This window comes from Acetobacter fallax, from assembly GCF_011516735.1.
Classification (GTDB): domain Bacteria; phylum Pseudomonadota; class Alphaproteobacteria; order Acetobacterales; family Acetobacteraceae; genus Acetobacter; species Acetobacter fallax.
The window spans coordinates 1-14,101 of record NZ_WOSX01000059.1; the positions used below are offsets into that span (position 1 = coordinate 1).

The 14,101-nt window shown below is 58.5% G+C and carries 21 protein-coding genes and 1 pseudogene; 17 read left to right on the top strand and 5 right to left on the bottom strand.

The window, feature by feature from the left end; translation table 11 throughout:
- Positions 1–284 precede the first annotated feature (284 nt).
- Entirely contained in the window at positions 285–1,670 is a 1,386-nt protein-coding gene (locus tag GOB85_RS16970; protein WP_173578644.1) for an IS1380 family transposase, read from the bottom strand.
- Positions 1,671–1,896: 226 nt separating this feature from the next.
- On the opposite strand from GOB85_RS16970, the gene GOB85_RS16975 reads away from it, so the two are divergent.
- The 5 genes from GOB85_RS16975 to GOB85_RS16990 all read left to right on the top strand — a co-directional run bounded on the left by GOB85_RS16975 (position 1,897) and on the right by GOB85_RS16990 (position 3,871).
- Positions 1,897–2,217: a WGR domain-containing protein gene (locus tag GOB85_RS16975; protein ID WP_173578643.1), complete on the top strand. Its 321-nt coding sequence runs from the start codon at positions 1,897–1,899 to the stop codon at positions 2,215–2,217.
- Positions 2,214–2,621 (top strand): site-specific integrase, encoded by a 408-nt coding sequence (locus GOB85_RS19445; protein WP_242011598.1) that lies wholly within the window; start codon positions 2,214–2,216, stop codon positions 2,619–2,621. Before GOB85_RS16975 ends, GOB85_RS19445 begins: the two co-directional genes overlap by 4 nt.
- Positions 2,618–2,848: a tyrosine-type recombinase/integrase gene (locus GOB85_RS19450; RefSeq protein ID WP_242011599.1), complete on the top strand. Its 231-nt coding sequence runs from the start codon at positions 2,618–2,620 to the stop codon at positions 2,846–2,848. Before GOB85_RS19445 ends, GOB85_RS19450 begins: the two co-directional genes overlap by 4 nt.
- 82 nt (positions 2,849–2,930) lie before the next feature.
- On the top strand, positions 2,931–3,584 hold the full coding sequence (gene parA, locus GOB85_RS16985) for a ParA family partition ATPase (protein ID WP_061491529.1): 654 nt from the start codon (positions 2,931–2,933) through the stop codon (positions 3,582–3,584).
- Positions 3,581–3,871: a ribbon-helix-helix domain-containing protein gene (locus tag GOB85_RS16990; RefSeq protein WP_019087506.1), complete on the top strand. Its 291-nt coding sequence runs from the start codon at positions 3,581–3,583 to the stop codon at positions 3,869–3,871. Before parA ends, GOB85_RS16990 begins: the two co-directional genes overlap by 4 nt.
- Positions 3,872–3,932: 61 nt before the next feature.
- Here GOB85_RS16990 and GOB85_RS16995 read toward each other — a convergent pair whose 3' ends face one another.
- Positions 3,933–5,033 carry a replication initiator protein A gene (locus tag GOB85_RS16995; protein WP_061491528.1) on the bottom strand — a complete coding sequence of 367 codons (1,101 nt, stop codon included), beginning with the start codon at positions 5,031–5,033 and terminating at the stop codon, positions 3,933–3,935.
- An 882-nt stretch (positions 5,034–5,915) separates the two neighbouring features.
- On the opposite strand from GOB85_RS16995, the gene GOB85_RS17000 reads away from it, so the two are divergent.
- The 8 genes from GOB85_RS17000 to GOB85_RS17035 all read left to right on the top strand — a co-directional run bounded on the left by GOB85_RS17000 (position 5,916) and on the right by GOB85_RS17035 (position 8,581).
- Positions 5,916–6,152 (top strand): DUF4160 domain-containing protein, encoded by a 237-nt coding sequence (locus tag GOB85_RS17000; RefSeq protein ID WP_040133518.1) that lies wholly within the window; start codon positions 5,916–5,918, stop codon positions 6,150–6,152.
- Positions 6,142–6,549, top strand: coding sequence for a DUF2442 domain-containing protein (locus GOB85_RS17005; RefSeq protein ID WP_173578642.1), 408 nt, complete (start codon positions 6,142–6,144; stop codon positions 6,547–6,549). Before GOB85_RS17000 ends, GOB85_RS17005 begins: the two co-directional genes overlap by 11 nt.
- Before the next feature lie 103 nt (positions 6,550–6,652).
- Positions 6,653–6,880, top strand: a complete 228-nt coding sequence (locus GOB85_RS17010; protein WP_026018855.1) for an AbrB/MazE/SpoVT family DNA-binding domain-containing protein — start codon at positions 6,653–6,655, stop codon at positions 6,878–6,880.
- Positions 6,877–7,272 (top strand): type II toxin-antitoxin system death-on-curing family toxin, encoded by a 396-nt coding sequence (locus GOB85_RS17015; RefSeq protein WP_173578641.1) that lies wholly within the window; start codon positions 6,877–6,879, stop codon positions 7,270–7,272. The genes GOB85_RS17010 and GOB85_RS17015 overlap by 4 nt, the downstream gene beginning before the upstream one ends.
- 128 nt (positions 7,273–7,400) lie before the next feature.
- Positions 7,401–7,646, top strand: a complete 246-nt coding sequence (locus GOB85_RS17020; protein ID WP_006560453.1) for a type II toxin-antitoxin system Phd/YefM family antitoxin — start codon at positions 7,401–7,403, stop codon at positions 7,644–7,646.
- On the top strand, positions 7,643–8,029 hold the full coding sequence (locus GOB85_RS17025) for a type II toxin-antitoxin system VapC family toxin (protein WP_019087197.1): 387 nt from the start codon (positions 7,643–7,645) through the stop codon (positions 8,027–8,029). The genes GOB85_RS17020 and GOB85_RS17025 overlap by 4 nt, the downstream gene beginning before the upstream one ends.
- A gap of 36 nt (positions 8,030–8,065) precedes the next feature.
- On the top strand, positions 8,066–8,242 hold the full coding sequence (locus GOB85_RS17030; protein ID WP_019087198.1) for a CopG family antitoxin: 177 nt from the start codon (positions 8,066–8,068) through the stop codon (positions 8,240–8,242).
- Positions 8,243–8,326: 84 nt separating this feature from the next.
- Positions 8,327–8,581, top strand: coding sequence for a hypothetical protein (locus GOB85_RS17035; protein ID WP_012813384.1), 255 nt, complete (start codon positions 8,327–8,329; stop codon positions 8,579–8,581).
- A 53-nt stretch (positions 8,582–8,634) separates the two neighbouring features.
- Here the strand turns inward: GOB85_RS17035 and GOB85_RS17040 are convergent, their stop codons facing one another.
- The 3 genes from GOB85_RS17040 to GOB85_RS17050 form a co-directional block, all read right to left on the bottom strand.
- Positions 8,635–9,141, bottom strand: a complete 507-nt coding sequence (locus GOB85_RS17040; RefSeq protein ID WP_173578640.1) for a MucR family transcriptional regulator — start codon at positions 9,139–9,141, stop codon at positions 8,635–8,637.
- Entirely contained in the window at positions 9,134–9,400 is a 267-nt protein-coding gene (locus GOB85_RS17045; RefSeq protein WP_026018856.1) for a conjugal transfer protein TraD, read from the bottom strand. The genes GOB85_RS17040 and GOB85_RS17045 overlap by 8 nt, the downstream gene beginning before the upstream one ends.
- Before the next feature lie 64 nt (positions 9,401–9,464).
- Positions 9,465–9,824: a conjugal transfer protein TraD gene (locus tag GOB85_RS17050; protein ID WP_173578639.1), complete on the bottom strand. Its 360-nt coding sequence runs from the start codon at positions 9,822–9,824 to the stop codon at positions 9,465–9,467.
- A 96-nt stretch (positions 9,825–9,920) separates the two neighbouring features.
- On the opposite strand from GOB85_RS17050, the gene traA reads away from it, so the two are divergent.
- The 4 genes and pseudogenes from traA to GOB85_RS17070 form a co-directional block, all read left to right on the top strand.
- The gene (traA, locus tag GOB85_RS17055; RefSeq protein WP_019087203.1) at positions 9,921–13,010 is read left to right on the top strand and encodes a Ti-type conjugative transfer relaxase TraA; all 3,090 of its coding nucleotides are present in this window, start codon (positions 9,921–9,923) and stop codon (positions 13,008–13,010) included.
- A 64-nt stretch (positions 13,011–13,074) separates the two neighbouring features.
- Positions 13,075–13,326, top strand: coding sequence for a FitA-like ribbon-helix-helix domain-containing protein (locus GOB85_RS17060; protein WP_019087204.1), 252 nt, complete (start codon positions 13,075–13,077; stop codon positions 13,324–13,326).
- The gene (locus GOB85_RS17065; protein ID WP_019087205.1) at positions 13,323–13,745 is read left to right on the top strand and encodes a type II toxin-antitoxin system VapC family toxin; all 423 of its coding nucleotides are present in this window, start codon (positions 13,323–13,325) and stop codon (positions 13,743–13,745) included. The genes GOB85_RS17060 and GOB85_RS17065 overlap by 4 nt, the downstream gene beginning before the upstream one ends.
- A pseudogene (locus GOB85_RS17070) lies at positions 13,745–13,993 on the top strand (DUF6118 family protein); the annotation flags it as partial. The gene GOB85_RS17065 and the pseudogene GOB85_RS17070, both read left to right, overlap by 1 nt.
- Positions 13,994–14,101 lie beyond the last annotated feature (108 nt).

A 14,101-nucleotide genomic window follows, 5' to 3' on the forward strand; every position in this document is an offset into this window, starting at 1 on the left:
ACGCCTATCACTGTATCCTTCATCTGCCGTCCTTTCGCGCAGTCGTTTCTTCCAACGACCATTCTGGCACATTGCGATGCCGTGCGGGGAGGACGGCAACCACCCCATCTCACACTTGAGGCAATTTCGGGTCATTTTGTAGAATTCAGTCATCCCACAGGAGCCCGATCTGGAATATTGACGATATTCTGCTTCTGGCGGCGGGTTCTGAACGCAGTGAGGGTGTCACGGCCTGAGAAGGCAGTGTTGGTGGAAGCTATGTGGTCTGTGCACTGTCTGTTTCTTCAGATGGCCTGCCGGAGCCTTCGCAATCGTGCATGAGCGAGGGCGAATTCATGCTGACAGGGGAACATGTCCGGCATGGACAGGACAATCCGACGGACGCTGAGCGTTACACGTGTCGCGATTTTGAGCAGTCGTGCGCGTATGGTGCCACAGGTCGCCGTCTCCAGGCTGGTCTGACCAAGGGCCAGTCTTTGCAGAGCGGTCAGCAGGACATAGGCAGCGGCCGAGAACCACAGCCGGAGCTGGTTGGCCCGGATGGTGTGGGACGAGGTCCTGTCTGAGAACAGATCCATCTGGCATTCCTTGATGCGGTTTTCCATATCCCCGCGTGCGCAGTAAATCTGTTCGTAGAGATGGCGGGGGTCGGACATTCCCTGCGGTAGCGTGGTGACAATAAAGCGATGATAGCGGTTGCCGTGGCGCCATTCGGCCTTGGCCACGACCCGCCTGCGGCGCGTCCAGCTGTCCTTTGTGATCCAGTCAAAGGAGGCAAAGCCGCGCGCCGCTTTGCCTGTCGTGGCGGCTTCGTCACGAACCTCAGCGGACAAAGAGGCAATCCGGTCATACAGGCGGGTGTTGCCTGCAAGCCCAAACAGGAAGTCAACGTGGTTGTCTTCGCACCATGTCATCAGACTGTCCCGGGCGAAACCGCTGTCCCCACGCACCAGGATACGCACCCGGGGCCAGCGGCTCCTGATCTGCTCCACGATCCGGCGGATGTCTGCCAGTGCTTCCTTCCCCGAGTCCCTGTCTGCCGTGCGCAGGGTAGCGCTGAGGAGATGGTCCCCGCAGAAGATGTATAACGGCAGATAGCAGTTATGGCCGTAATATCCATGAAAGGCCCGGCCTTCCTGATGGCCATGGATACGGTCATCGGTGGCATCCACATCCAGAACGATCCGGGCGGGTGCGCGCTCATGCTGGTCCATGAAAAGCGTCACGAACAGGGTAGCCAGGGCCTCATGATCAGCAATGATGCGGCAGTAACGATCTGCCTGCTGCCCACTGCGCTCTAGCCGGTTCAGCGTGGATTTGCCAGCCAATGCTGCGCAGTTTGCCCGGCCTCCTGACAGACGGCCCGAGGCCAGACCCATGACAGGATCATGACGTAAAGCGTCATGGTCATTAAGGTCTTCATAGCCCAGTGCCAGGCCCATGATCCGCTGACGGACAAGGTCTTCAACCCGGTATTCCACAAAGGCAGGATGCCGCTCATCGCGAAAACATGCAGCAAAACGGCGACTGAACCCCAGACTATCATCGACCTGCTTTACCAGGATGACACCGCCATCCGAACTCATGCGACCCCCGTCAAAACGGGCTACAACACGCCGTCCATAGGAGGCTGGAAATTCATACGCGCCTGCGCTATACTCTGTCTGCATCGGGTTTTCTTATAGCTTACGAAAATTTCTTTTGTGCAAAACAGACTTTTTCATAATCTAACCCGATGTACAACCCTTCTGTGAGATTTCCGCGTCGAGCCCTCCAAGTCTCAGGGGCATCAGACTTCTGACGTGATACACTATGGGCAATAGTGTAACAGGACGGGCCTGAAACCGGCCGGCCTGTCCCGCGATTGCAGCGGTTTTCCTGTCCGGGGCGGGGGAGATGTGTTACACTTTTCAGGACATCATGCCCAGACCTGCCCCGAAGGCCCCTGTCCGGCCACCTTGCCAGCTGTCGCTGTTTCCCGAAACGGCGGCGCTGGTGCGCGTGGACCCGGCCGCCAACTGCTGGCGCTTCTACCATCTGTCGCTGCAGCCCGACCTGTTCGGCGGTACCGCCCTGGTGCGGCAGTGGGGACGGATCGGGACGGCTGGGCGGCAGATCTGCGAACTGCATCATGATGCCGGCCAGGCGCTCGACGCCCTCGCCCGCCAGCTTCGGGCCAAGCGCCGGCGGGGTTACCGCGACAGGACGGCCGGATGAGCGGCACCTCAAAACCGGGACAGCGGGTGACCCCGGCAGGCGCCCCCGGCGGGATGCAGCTGTTCGACCGCGACGGGAGCCGCAAATACCTCACGGTTGCCGAGCGGGCGCGGTTCCTGCGTGCGGCCGAGCAGGCGCCGCGCGAGGCCCGCACGCTGTGCATGACCCTGGCCTGGTCGGGCTGCCGCCTGTCCGAGGCCCTTGCCCTCACGGCGGACCGGGTGGACCTGGCCGGCGGCGTGCTGGTGTTTGCCACGCTCAAGAAGCGCCAGGACGGGATCTATCGCGCCGTGCCAGTGCCCCCTCCTTGCTCGAGGCCCTGGATCTGGTGCATGGCATCCGCGAGGCCCAGCGTCGGCGAGGCCGTGGAGCGGCCGCCCGGCTGTGGCCCTGGTCCCGCATGACCGGCTGGCGGGCGGTGCATGCGGTCATGGACGCCGCCGGCCTGTCCGGCCCGGCCGCGTCCCCCAAGGGCCTGCGCCATGCCTTCGGTGTCGCCGCCGTCTCCAGCTGCATCCCCCTCAACATGGTGCAGAAATGGCTCGGCCATGCCCAGCTCTCCACCACCGTCATCTACGCCGATGCCGTCGGCGCCGAGGAGCAGGATATCGCACGGAAAATGTGGGAGTGATTTTCTGTCATTCTCTCTTGTAGATAGAGCAGATTTTCACGTATGACCACATGCAAACATGAGGTCATGTAAGGACGTTCACATGCCAACAATAGCGATTATCAGCCAGAAGGGTGGGGCTGGAAAAACCACTCTGGCCTTGCATCTGGCTGCTGCGGCTGAGGATGCTGGCCATACAGCATTGGTGATTGATGTGGACCCACAGGCGACGGCGAGCCAATGGGCCGCATGGCGTAAGGATGCTCCGCCGGTTGTAATTGACAGTGCTCCGCCTCGTCTCGCGGCTAAGATCGGACAGGCAATGAGTCAGGGTGCTGAGTTCATCGTGATTGATACTCCGCCTCACGCTGATAGTGCGGCTAGTGCTGCCGTTGAAGTCGCCGATTTGGTATTAATTCCATGTCGGCCGAGTGCGTTCGATCTGGCAGCAATCAAAACGACTGCCAGCCTTATAAAAATGCGTGGCAAACCAGCCTTCGTCGTTTTTACAGCGGGAAGTCCGACTGCTCCACGTATGTATGAGGAGGCCACACAACTCGTACAAAGTTACGGACTGAACGCATGTCCACATATTATCGCTGATCGTGCAGTTTTCCGTCATGCTGCGGCGGAAGGGAAAACTGCAATGGAAGTAGAGCCTAAAGGCAAGGCGTCTGATGAGGTAAGGCTGCTTTACAAGTGGGCATGCAAGCATGTAAACATGCAATCATCAAGGAAGCGGAGAGCTAGTGCATGAGCCGGAAGGGGTCTCTACTGTCGTTGCGGGATCGTGATTCCGTAATATCGCCGGTTGCAGTTGCATCAGAAAGCAAGGTTGCTGCTACCAATGTTGTTGGTACAGCCGGCAAGCAGGTTGCGCCGAGCCGTCAGGGCAAGAAAGCCATGACCGGCTATTTTAGTCCGGAAATGTCATTTGCTATGCACATGACCGCCAGAAAGCATGGGATGAGTTTACAGGATGCGATGGCTGACGCGTTTAACGACTGGCTACGTAAGATGGGAGAAAGTCCTGTGGGCAAGTAGGCATGTTTACGTGCGGTCATGTTTGCATGTAAGCATGCACACTTGCTGGCGTATGCCGGAATCAGCGTATTGGGTTGCGTTCGTGCCGTTTTTTACAAAAGCCAATAAAGGCTCCGGCAGGGCTTTTAAGCTCTGGTTTTCCCATGTCGTGCCACCATGAAACCCATTCGTCATGGAGAGCATAGATGTCATATCCAGGCGCAACGGTTTTAGCGTCATGCATGGTTTCGGGGTCGATGTAGGGAGCATCCCTCATAGGGGCGATAACATCGACCTTTGTTTTAAGGCTCAAACGGTTGCGAAATAGAATGATGTCATCGGCCATTGTGATGGCATAGTCAGGAAAATGGGCATGACTGGTGTCATGCGCACAAACTTTCTTAACCAAGGATCGAAAGACGCGAAGCGGGCTATTTGAGCCACATTTTTTTTGCAGCAGCTCTAATCCGATCTTCCATTCATCTTTCATACCGCAGTGTTTGCGGGCGAGTTCGTACATGCGTCGTTCGAACGGTTTACGAAGTCGGAAATAGTCTCGGTGAAGTGTGAGGACATTCTTGCTGATGACTGAACGATAGACCCAATCTGACAGAGTGATTTCAAGATCAAGCATTCGGCCGTCAAACGTCTTACGGGTGATTCTAGCTTCTTCGATCAAACCGAAAATTCGAGTTTCTTCAATGCCGCCTGTTTGAATGTTGGTTCGCACGGTTGTTCCGCGCAAGCGTGTCAACGCGTCGGTCAGTAGCCTATAGCCTGCTCCGCTGGTTTGACGATTGGTAGCGACCAGCATGTCATAGGCTTGAAGGCGGAGTGTTCGGCTAGGTTGTTCGCCGTGATTCATTTTCGCAACGAGCTGAGAGATGCAGTAGATAAGGATATCCTTGTCATGGATCGTTGCCAGCCCTTTGCCAGACGGGATGATCTCTATGATATTCCCATTGTGTTCATAGCGTCGCATCCGGTTGTCTGGCTTGGTCGAGAGCGAAAAAACTGGATGCTCCATTGACGCCATATCATCTTTGGGAATGGCATCGAGCACGTCACAAATGAATAGATCCTGATTTGGATGGCGGACTGGAAGGAGGGGCGTGCGATCATCACCTTCCACCGCCAGAGAAGGCGCAATGTCGAACAAGGAAGGAGAAGATTCTATCGTCATTTCAATTACAGATAGCTACTATCGTCACTTCACATACGCAAGTCAATTATCGTCATTTTAGATTCAGGCTGAGCTTATCGTCATTTCAATTACGCATACTTGCTATCGTCATTTTAGATTCAGTTTATCGTCATAGTGGATTCAGTTTATCGTCATAGTGGATTCACAGGACGATAGAATCTCTCGATAAAACCGTTATTATTCAGCCTGTTATTTGAACTATAAAAATCCGTAACACCATTTAAACACCTATTTAAACACTCTGAGCCTGTGGATAACTCATAAACCTCAAAAATTTGCAGCCAAATTGCCACCAAGCACCGCCTCTTGGGGGCTACGCCCCCGCCGGCTCGCGGCCTACGGCCGCCCCAATCGCGCAAAGCGCGATCTCCCTCCCGGCATCCCCCTGCTCGCCCTTTCAGGGCTGCGCTAAGCAGACACGCCTACGGCGCGAAATCATAATCTGACGATGCGGTAACGCATCGTCTCTCCACCAGCACCTTCCTCTCCCGCGTCGGCGCCTTCGGCGCCCTACGGGGCTCCCGCTCCGCGCTCGCCCAACGCCTGCAACACCAGAAGAACCGGGCAAGACCGTAATCTGCTCAAGACGCACCGGTGTTCAGGCGATCATTCAGCAGCTCACGTGTTGCAGCATACCCGTCAGACGCCACAGGATGGCCGTACAGGCATTACCGCGTGTGGTGGCTGGTTTGGTGGGCAGTAACGGGAATTGCGCTTTGTGCGGCCCTCCAGAATGCTCTGTAGGCCTTATCGGAGATTGATGGGCTGACCATTTCGGTCTGACCGTCCAGATATTCTGCTCCTGACCTTCGGCGGGATGGTTCTAATTGAAAAACCCAAGCGTTAGGGATATAGTGAATTATGCCGACGCTTCTGCGCATCAATGGATTTCGTGTCGTGATTTACACGGCAGATCATGTGCCGATGCACGTTCACGTCATAAGCGCGGATGGAGAAGCGGTGATTGAAATTGGCAGGAAAGCCCGACTGATACGAGCAGGTGGCATGAAAGATAAGGTCATACAGGAAGCCCTTGTCATCGTGCAGGACCACGCTGAGATGCTGGCTGAAGCATGGGAGAAGATACATGGCGAATGACATGAACTATCAGGCCGCTCGTGAAGCAGACGCGCTTCATAGAGCGACAATTCCTCATGCGGTCTCCGCACGGTTTATCCGTGCTCGCCGCGCTCTTCATGTCACGCTCTCCAACGGTGTTGAGATAAGCGTGCCTGTGAGTCTGATACAAGATTTGCAGGACGCTTCCCTGAATGATCTGGCCGAGATCGAGATCACCCCGCTGGGGAATGGCCTTCACTGGCCCCGTCTCGACGCCGATGTTCTGGTCGAAGGTCTGATCCACGGTATCTACGGTTCCCGAAGCTGGATGGCGGCACAGATGGGACGCGTGGGCGGATCGTCCGCCAGCCAGGCAAAGGCGGCGGCGGCACGCCGGAATGGTGCGAAAGGCGGTCGGCCAAGGAACGTCGCGTAAGAAAGACGGCTGACCACTGTGAGCTAGACAGGCCGGTGAGCATGGTGGTTGCTGAAACCGCAAAAGGTTATTACATTGGTAATAACATTAGGGGGGATTCACTATGGTCGAGCTGAAAGTGCGAAAATTCGGAAACTCACTCGGGGTCGTACTACCCAAGGAAGTGATTTCACGGCTGAACACCCAGGATGGCGCGCCCCTGTATCTGATCGAAGCACCAGAAGGCGGATATCGGCTCGTGCCCTATGATCCTGACTTCGAAACCAAAATGACAAAGGCTGAAGATATTATGCGGCGTTACCGTGATACGCTGCATGTTCTGGCTCAATGACAGCCTTCGTCTGGATAGACGAACGGGATACCTTGATCCTGCATGATCGGCTGTTGGGGGTGCATGGTGGCGCTTCCGGCGTACGGGATGCAGGTCTTCTGAAATCCGCGCTTGCCCGGCCACAGCAGCATGCGGCTTATGCGGATCCGCTGGATCCAGTGCATCTGGCGGCCGTCTATACGGCGGGTATCGTCAAAAACCATCCTTTCATCGACGGGAACAAGCGTACGGGCTTTGTGCTCGGTGTGCTGTTTTTGGAACTGAACGGCTATCGTTTCACGGCAGCCCAGGAAGATGCAGCAAATGCGGTTCTCGCGCTGGCGGCAGGTCAGATGGACGAACTGGGCTATGCGGCGTTCCTGGCCGCCAATGTCGCATCCGAAAGGGTATGACGGTAAACGAGGAACGCGATGAGTGTGCTTTTTTCGTTTCCTGAGGTGGTTCTGGCGACATTTGTCTTGATGGACCAGACTAATATGGCTAAGTCTTTTTTTTTGAGTAAACTCAGGAGGCTTTCGCCATGCGCACGGTCAACATCCACGAAGCCAAGACCCATCTGTCCCGGCTGATTGACGCGGCCATGAAAGGGGAAAGCTTCATCATTGCCAAAGCCGGCCGGCCGATGGTGCGGGTCAGCCCGATTACGGCTCCTGAAGAGTTACAGCAACGGCGTCTGGGGTTTCTTGCTGGAAAAATCCGGGTGCCCGAAGATTTTGATCGCATGGGACAGGACGATATTGTGTCTCTGTTCGACGGTCCGGCATGAGGCTTCTTCTGGATACCCATCTGCTGCTTTGGGCGGCCGGAGAGCCTGACAAGCTGTCAACACGGGCGAAAACCCTGATGGAAGATCAGGACAATGTTCTGGTCTTCAGTGCGGCCAGTCTCTGGGAGATCACCATTAAGACCAGGCTGGGACGGGCAGACTTCCAGGTCGATCCTCATCTGCTGCGACGCGGTCTGATCGAAAACGGTTATGAGGAGTTACCGATCACCAGCCAGCACGCCTTGGCAGTCGGACAACTGCCAGATGTGCATCGGGATCCCTTTGATCGGATCCTTGTGGCACAGGCCACGGTGGAAGGATTGCTTCTGCTGACCCATGATCCGCTGGGAAAGGCTTATCCAGGCCCGATCGAAGCAGTCTGAAGGAGATCGACCAGTATGAGCTACAAAAATAGGTCCATGCCCTCGCTGCACAGTGACGAAGCGGCCGAGGATTTCGTCGCGACCGCCGATCTGACCCGGTATGACCTGTCCGGTTTCAAGCCCATGCGCTTTGAGATCGAACCCAAGGCGGCCGCCCTCAACATGCGCCTGCCGGCGTCCCTGCTGGAGACCGATGTCGCACAGACGCGGTAAAGTATATTCCGACCAGAACAGAGGAGATCGGGCGATGTAGGTACGCTCGGAAATCACTCCGCGCGTCATGGAGGGGAAGCTCCCATGTCTCGCACCTATCATCACAGCCGCAAATACGGTCGCAATCATCGCTGGGCCAACCAGCCGGATCGCTGTGGCTATGGAGGCTCACGTGAAGCCTCTGAATCTCCCAACTGGTACAGTCATCTGCACGATATCCGTCCTGGCCGTCATCATGACAGGCATGTTGCCCGCCTGATCATCAAGGGCGACCTCGATCCTGTCGAGGCGGTCTTTCCGTATACCGGCACCCGGCGACCCCACGAATATTACTGGTAATCTTCAGCGCGGGAATGAGAGGTCGTTCCCGCGTTCTGTTTCCGTCTGGATTTTCAGGCCAGTTTTGGCCTGCGTCCACGTTTTTTTTCCGGTACATGCGTGACCGGCACCTGATCTTCAGCAGTGGGGGCTATAACATCAGGTGCGGTCCTGGCTGCCCGCCCCAGTCCGATTTTCTGTGCCAGGGCAGAGCGTCGGGCTGCATAGGTGGGTGCTACCATCGGGTAGCTTGCAGGCAGGCCCCATTTCTCCCGATACTGTTTTGGCGTCATGCCATAGGCGGACTGGAGATGACGCTTGAGCATCTTCAGTTTTTTTCCGTCCTCCAGACAGACAACGTAATCTGGAAAGACCGATTTCTTCACAGGCACGGCCGGTACCAGATTCGGTGTTTCGGTTGTCGTCTGTTCCAGACTGCCGAGTGCCTGAAGCACCTTGGCGATGAGGCCGGGCAGAGTATCCGCCGGAACCGTATTGCTGCTGACATAGGCCGTGACAATCCGGGTCGTCAGTTCCCGCAGCGTGTCTGTTTCAGATGATTGTGTTTCGTAGTCAGTCATGGTCGTTTCCGTCTGTTGTCCTGTCATGTTCCCGGTCCCTGTCGAAGGCATGAAGCCCTGCGCGTCTCCAGCATATTTTCAGGTCGCCCGAAGCGGTATTCCTACCCCCCCGAAGCTGCCTTGCAATATCCAGGAAGGCCCCGAGCAGGGTGGCACGGTCATCATCAGTCAGATCGACCAGTCCTGCCTTCTGTACCAGGCCGCCCAGTTCGATCAGATGATGGGTGCGTTCCCGTCGCGCCTTCGCCCAGTCGCGCATGTCAGTACGTGCCTTTCGTGCCTGATGGCGATGGATCAGGGCCGCCTGCTTTCTGATCTGTCTTTCAAGCGCCAGAAGCTCCGCTCTGATCATTTCCGGTTCCTTTCCGGCCGCCCTTTTTTCCGCCTGCCTGAAAGAACGCCGTCCCCCGTTCGGTCCACCTCGCGACGGCTTCGGGTTTGCCGTCCGCCTGCTCGATAGCCGCAAGCAGTACACCGGCCAGCGCCTCGATCGACAGGGTATCGGCTCCCGTCGCCTCGACCAGTTCACCGAGCTGGATGGTTCTTTGCGCCTTAAGCTGCTTCGCCTTTTCCTGAAGCGCCTTCAGTTCCGTATCAATGTCCCGTGGTTTACGCATTTTTGGTCCCCTGTTCTGCTGGTTTGTGCCATACTCTATCACACAGGCGAGAACCGCGTCACTCATCCAGAGTAATCAATTCTTATGGCGCAGTAAAATGTGAGTGCGCGCTTATACGTCACTTCGTGACATGCGCTTAAGGGGTGTGATAGGATCGTGCTCATGGCGATCTATCACCTGCATGCAAAGGTCATCAGCCGCGCCACCGGCCGGAGCGCCGTGGCGGCGGCGGCTTATCGCGCAGCGTCCCGCCTGCATGATGTGCGGCTGGATCGCGACCATGACTTTTCCAACAAGAGCGGCGTGGTGTATTCCGAGATCCTGCTGCCCGATGGCGCGCCGGAACGGTTTCTTGATCGTGCGACCCTATGGAATGAGGTCGAGGCGATCGAGAAACGCAAGGATGCCCAGCTTGCCCGTGAGGTGGAGTTTTCAATCCCGCGCGAAATGACCCAGGCGCAAGGGATCGCGCTGGCACGGGATTTTGTGCGGGAGCAGTTCGTGGAACGCAGTATGGTGGCCGATCTCAATGTACATTGGGATATTGGTGAGGACGGACAGGCGAAGCCCCATGCACATGTGATGCTGTCCACGCGGTCTGTGGATGAGAATGGTTTCGGTGCGAAAGAACGCTCATGGAACGACAAGGAACTCCTGCTGACATGGCGGGAGCGATGGGCGTCACTTGCCAATGAACGGCTGGCCGAACTGGACCTGGACGTGCGGATCGATCATCGGTCGTTCGCGGCACAGGGGATCGACCTTGAGCCGCAGAACAAGATTGGTCCGGCCGGAATGCGCCGGGAAGAGCGGGGCGAGGATGCGGAACGGGTTGCTGATCATCTGGAGATCGCGCGACGCAATGGGGAAAAGTTGCTGGCTGAGCCTCATGTGGCGCTGGAGGCGCTGACGCGACAGCAGAGCACATTCATCCGGCAGGACCTGGCGCGGTTCGTGGACCGGCATACGGCGGACGCGGAACAGTTCAGTGCTGTCATGGTTCGGGTGGAGGCATGTCCGGAGCTGGTAGCGCTCGGGAAAGACGGGCACGGGCGAGAGCGGTTTTCCACACGGGAGATGATCGGGGTCGAGCAGCGGCTGGAAGAGGCGTCGCTCGCGATGGGACAGTCCCAGGGTCATGCGGTGCCGCTGGCGGTGCGTCGGGTAGCGATGGCGCGGGACGGGCTTGGGGACGAGCAGGCGCTGGCGGTGGGCGAGGTCACGAAGTCCCGCGACCTGTCCGTCGTGGTCGGGTATGCCGGGACGGGGAAGAGCACCATGCTGGGTGTGGCCCGTGAGGCGTGGGAGGCAGCCGGGTACCGGGTGCGCGGGGCGGCGCTGTCGGGGATCGCAGCGGAAGGTCTGGAAGCCGGGTCCGGGATCGAGAGCCTGACGCTGGCCTCCCTGGAGCGTGCGTGGGAACGTGGGTTCGACCTGCTGGAGCGCGGGGACGTGCTGGTGGTGGACGAGGCCGGCATGGTGGGGTCAAGGCAGATGGAGCGGGTTTTGTCAGCCGCGCGCGGGACCGGGGCCAAGGTGGTGCTGGTGGGCGATCCCGAGCAGTTGCAGGCGATCGAGGCTGGTGGGGCGTTCCGGGCGGTGGCCGAGCAGGTCGGGTCGGTGGAAATCACGACGGTGCGCCGGCAGCGTGAAGGCTGGCAGCAGGCGGCCACGAAGGAGCTGGCGACGGGGCGGACGGGGGAGGCGCTGGGTCGCTATGAGGCGGCTGGCCTGGTGCGTGGGCATGACACGCTGGAAGAGGCGCGGGCCGGAGTGGTGGCCGGGTGGGATGAAGCCCGGCAGGCCGCCCCAGAAGAAAGCCAGATCATGCTGGCGCATCGGCGTGTTGATGTGCGGGCGCTGAACGAGGCGGCGCGGGAGATCCGTAAGGACGCGGGGGAGCTGGATGCTGATGTCGAACTGTCGGTGATGACGGTTCAGGGGGAGAGGCGTTTTGCGCATGAGGACAGGGTGTATTTCCTGCGTAATGACCGGGACCTGGGGGTGAAGAACGGCACGTTGGGCACGGTGCGTGGGCTGTATGGCATGGATGAGGACCGGATCATGCTTTCTGTGCAGCTTGATGGTCCTGATGGCATTGGGACCGGACGGGTCGTGTCCGTGCGGCTGTGGGAGTATGACGCGCTGGATCATGGCTATGCCGCCACCATCCACAAATCGCAGGGTGTGACGGTGGACCGGGCGCATGTGCTGGCGACGGGGAGCATGGACCGGCACGGGGCCTATGTGGCGCTATCGCGGCATCGGGAGAGCGTGTCCGTCCATTGGGGCCGGGATGATGTGGGCGACCGGGACGGGCTGGTGAAGCAGCTGTCGCGCGAGCGGCTGAAGGATACCACGCTGGATTACCCGCATGTCCGGGATCAGGATGCCGGATTTGCGCGGCGGCGCGGGCTGCATGTCCCCGAGAGCGAGATCGTGGTGGAGCGTGAGAAGGCCGCCTCTGGCCCCCGGCAGGACAGGCAGGCTGAAGGTGTGCCTATGCCAGAGCCTGCGTCAGCACAGCAAAAACGCGGGATGTTCGATGGACTGGACCTGTCCGTGCGGCCGGGGCGTCGCACGGCGGAAAAAGACGTGTCGGCCGGGATGGATGCCGGGGCCGGTAAGGGGGAAAGTGGGGTTGAGCGTGAGGCTCCTGTCTCTCCCTTTGTGGGTTTGAGGCTGCCCCGTGTGCAGCGTGAGCAAGTGCCGGCCGGACTGGACGGGTTTGTACCGGGGAGTGACCCGCTTCAGCAGGCGGTGGAGCGGTATGCGCGGGCCTGGGTGGATGCCGAGCGCATGGTGCGTCAGGAGCTGCCGGTGCTGGAGCACCAGAAGAGGGCGCTTTTTGAAGCCGGTCGGGATTTGGAACGGGTCCGGCGTGGTGGTGAGGCGGATCTGCGGGCGGCGCTGAAGCATCAGCCGGAGATCCGGCAGGCGCTGTATGGTCTGGAAGGTCCGGCACGGGCGCGCAAACTGGTCGAGGGGCTGGAGCATGAGGACAGGGTGCGGAAGAGTCCGGATCTGCGGGCGGCGCGGTTTGTGAAGACCTGGGACGGGCTGAGCCGGGAGCAGCAGGGTGTGGCGCTGAAGGAGCTGAAGCGGGATGCGCAGCTTGAGTCCATCCTGCGGGAGAAAAGCCGCGAGCTGGGCATCAGGAAGGGATCGACGCTCGATCACGGGTTGCATCCCCATCAGCGGGAGCAGGCCCTCTCACGCTCCAGGTCGCGCGGTATGGATATGGGGATGTAGGATTTTTCTGGAAAGATATCGTATTTATATTTATGATATCATTTCAGAAATTAGGAGTTCTGTCATGTCTTCTGTGGTTATTCGCAATCTTCCGGAAGAGACGCATCGGGCGCTGAAGGCGCAGGCTGTGCTGCATGGACGCAGCACAGAAGCGGAGATCCGGACCATTCTGGAAGCTGCCGTCCGGCCCTCGCAGCGGGTGCAGCTGGGGTCGCTTCTGGCGTCTATTGGTCGTGAGGCCGGTGTGCGTGAACAGGATGTCACGACCTTGCAGGTTCGCGATCAAACTCCGGCCGAGCCGATGTCCTTCGAATGATCCTGCTTGATACCAATGTGATTTCCGAGCCGTGGAAACCTGCCCCTGAACCGCTTGTCCTGGCCTGGATTGATGCGCAGGCGATCGAGACGCTTTTTCTGTCCGCCGTCACAGTAGCGGAGTTGCGTTTCGGGATCGGAGCGATGCCGGCGGGTCGGAGACGTTCGGTGCTTCATGAGCGGTTGGAGCGGCAGGTTCTGCCCCTATTCGCGGGACGTGTCCTGTCGTTCGATCTAGCGGCGTCTCAAGCCTATGCCGAACTGATGGTGCGGGCTAGGTCAGAGGGGCGGGCAATTGGCAAGGCGGATGGCTATATTGCCGCGACCGCCGCATCTCGTGGTTATGCTGTAGCCAGCCGCGACGTGTCGCCTTTTGAGGCAGCCGGTGTGCGGGTTCTTAATCCGTGGGAGGGCGTCTGATGCCGGACACAGATCCCGCAGCGCAAGCTTTCGACGATCTGCGGGCTGAAGTGTCGGTGCTGCGTCGGGCTGTGGAAGCGTTGCCGCAGGCGTGGCGGGATAACCGACCGCCGGATTACACGGAGGATCTGGCCCGCGTCGTAAAAGCCATGAACGCGGTTAGTACGCGGATGAAGGCGATTGAGGACACTCCAACGCTGAAAATGACGCCTCAGGCGTATGGGCAGGGGATACGGGAGGAAGGACTAGGGCCTGTTAGATCTTAAAATACTTCCTATATTGTATGGATTGAAGAAGGAGACGGAACAGGCACTTTCACTGATGAGACATGGGCGATCTGGGAACCGCTGATTGAG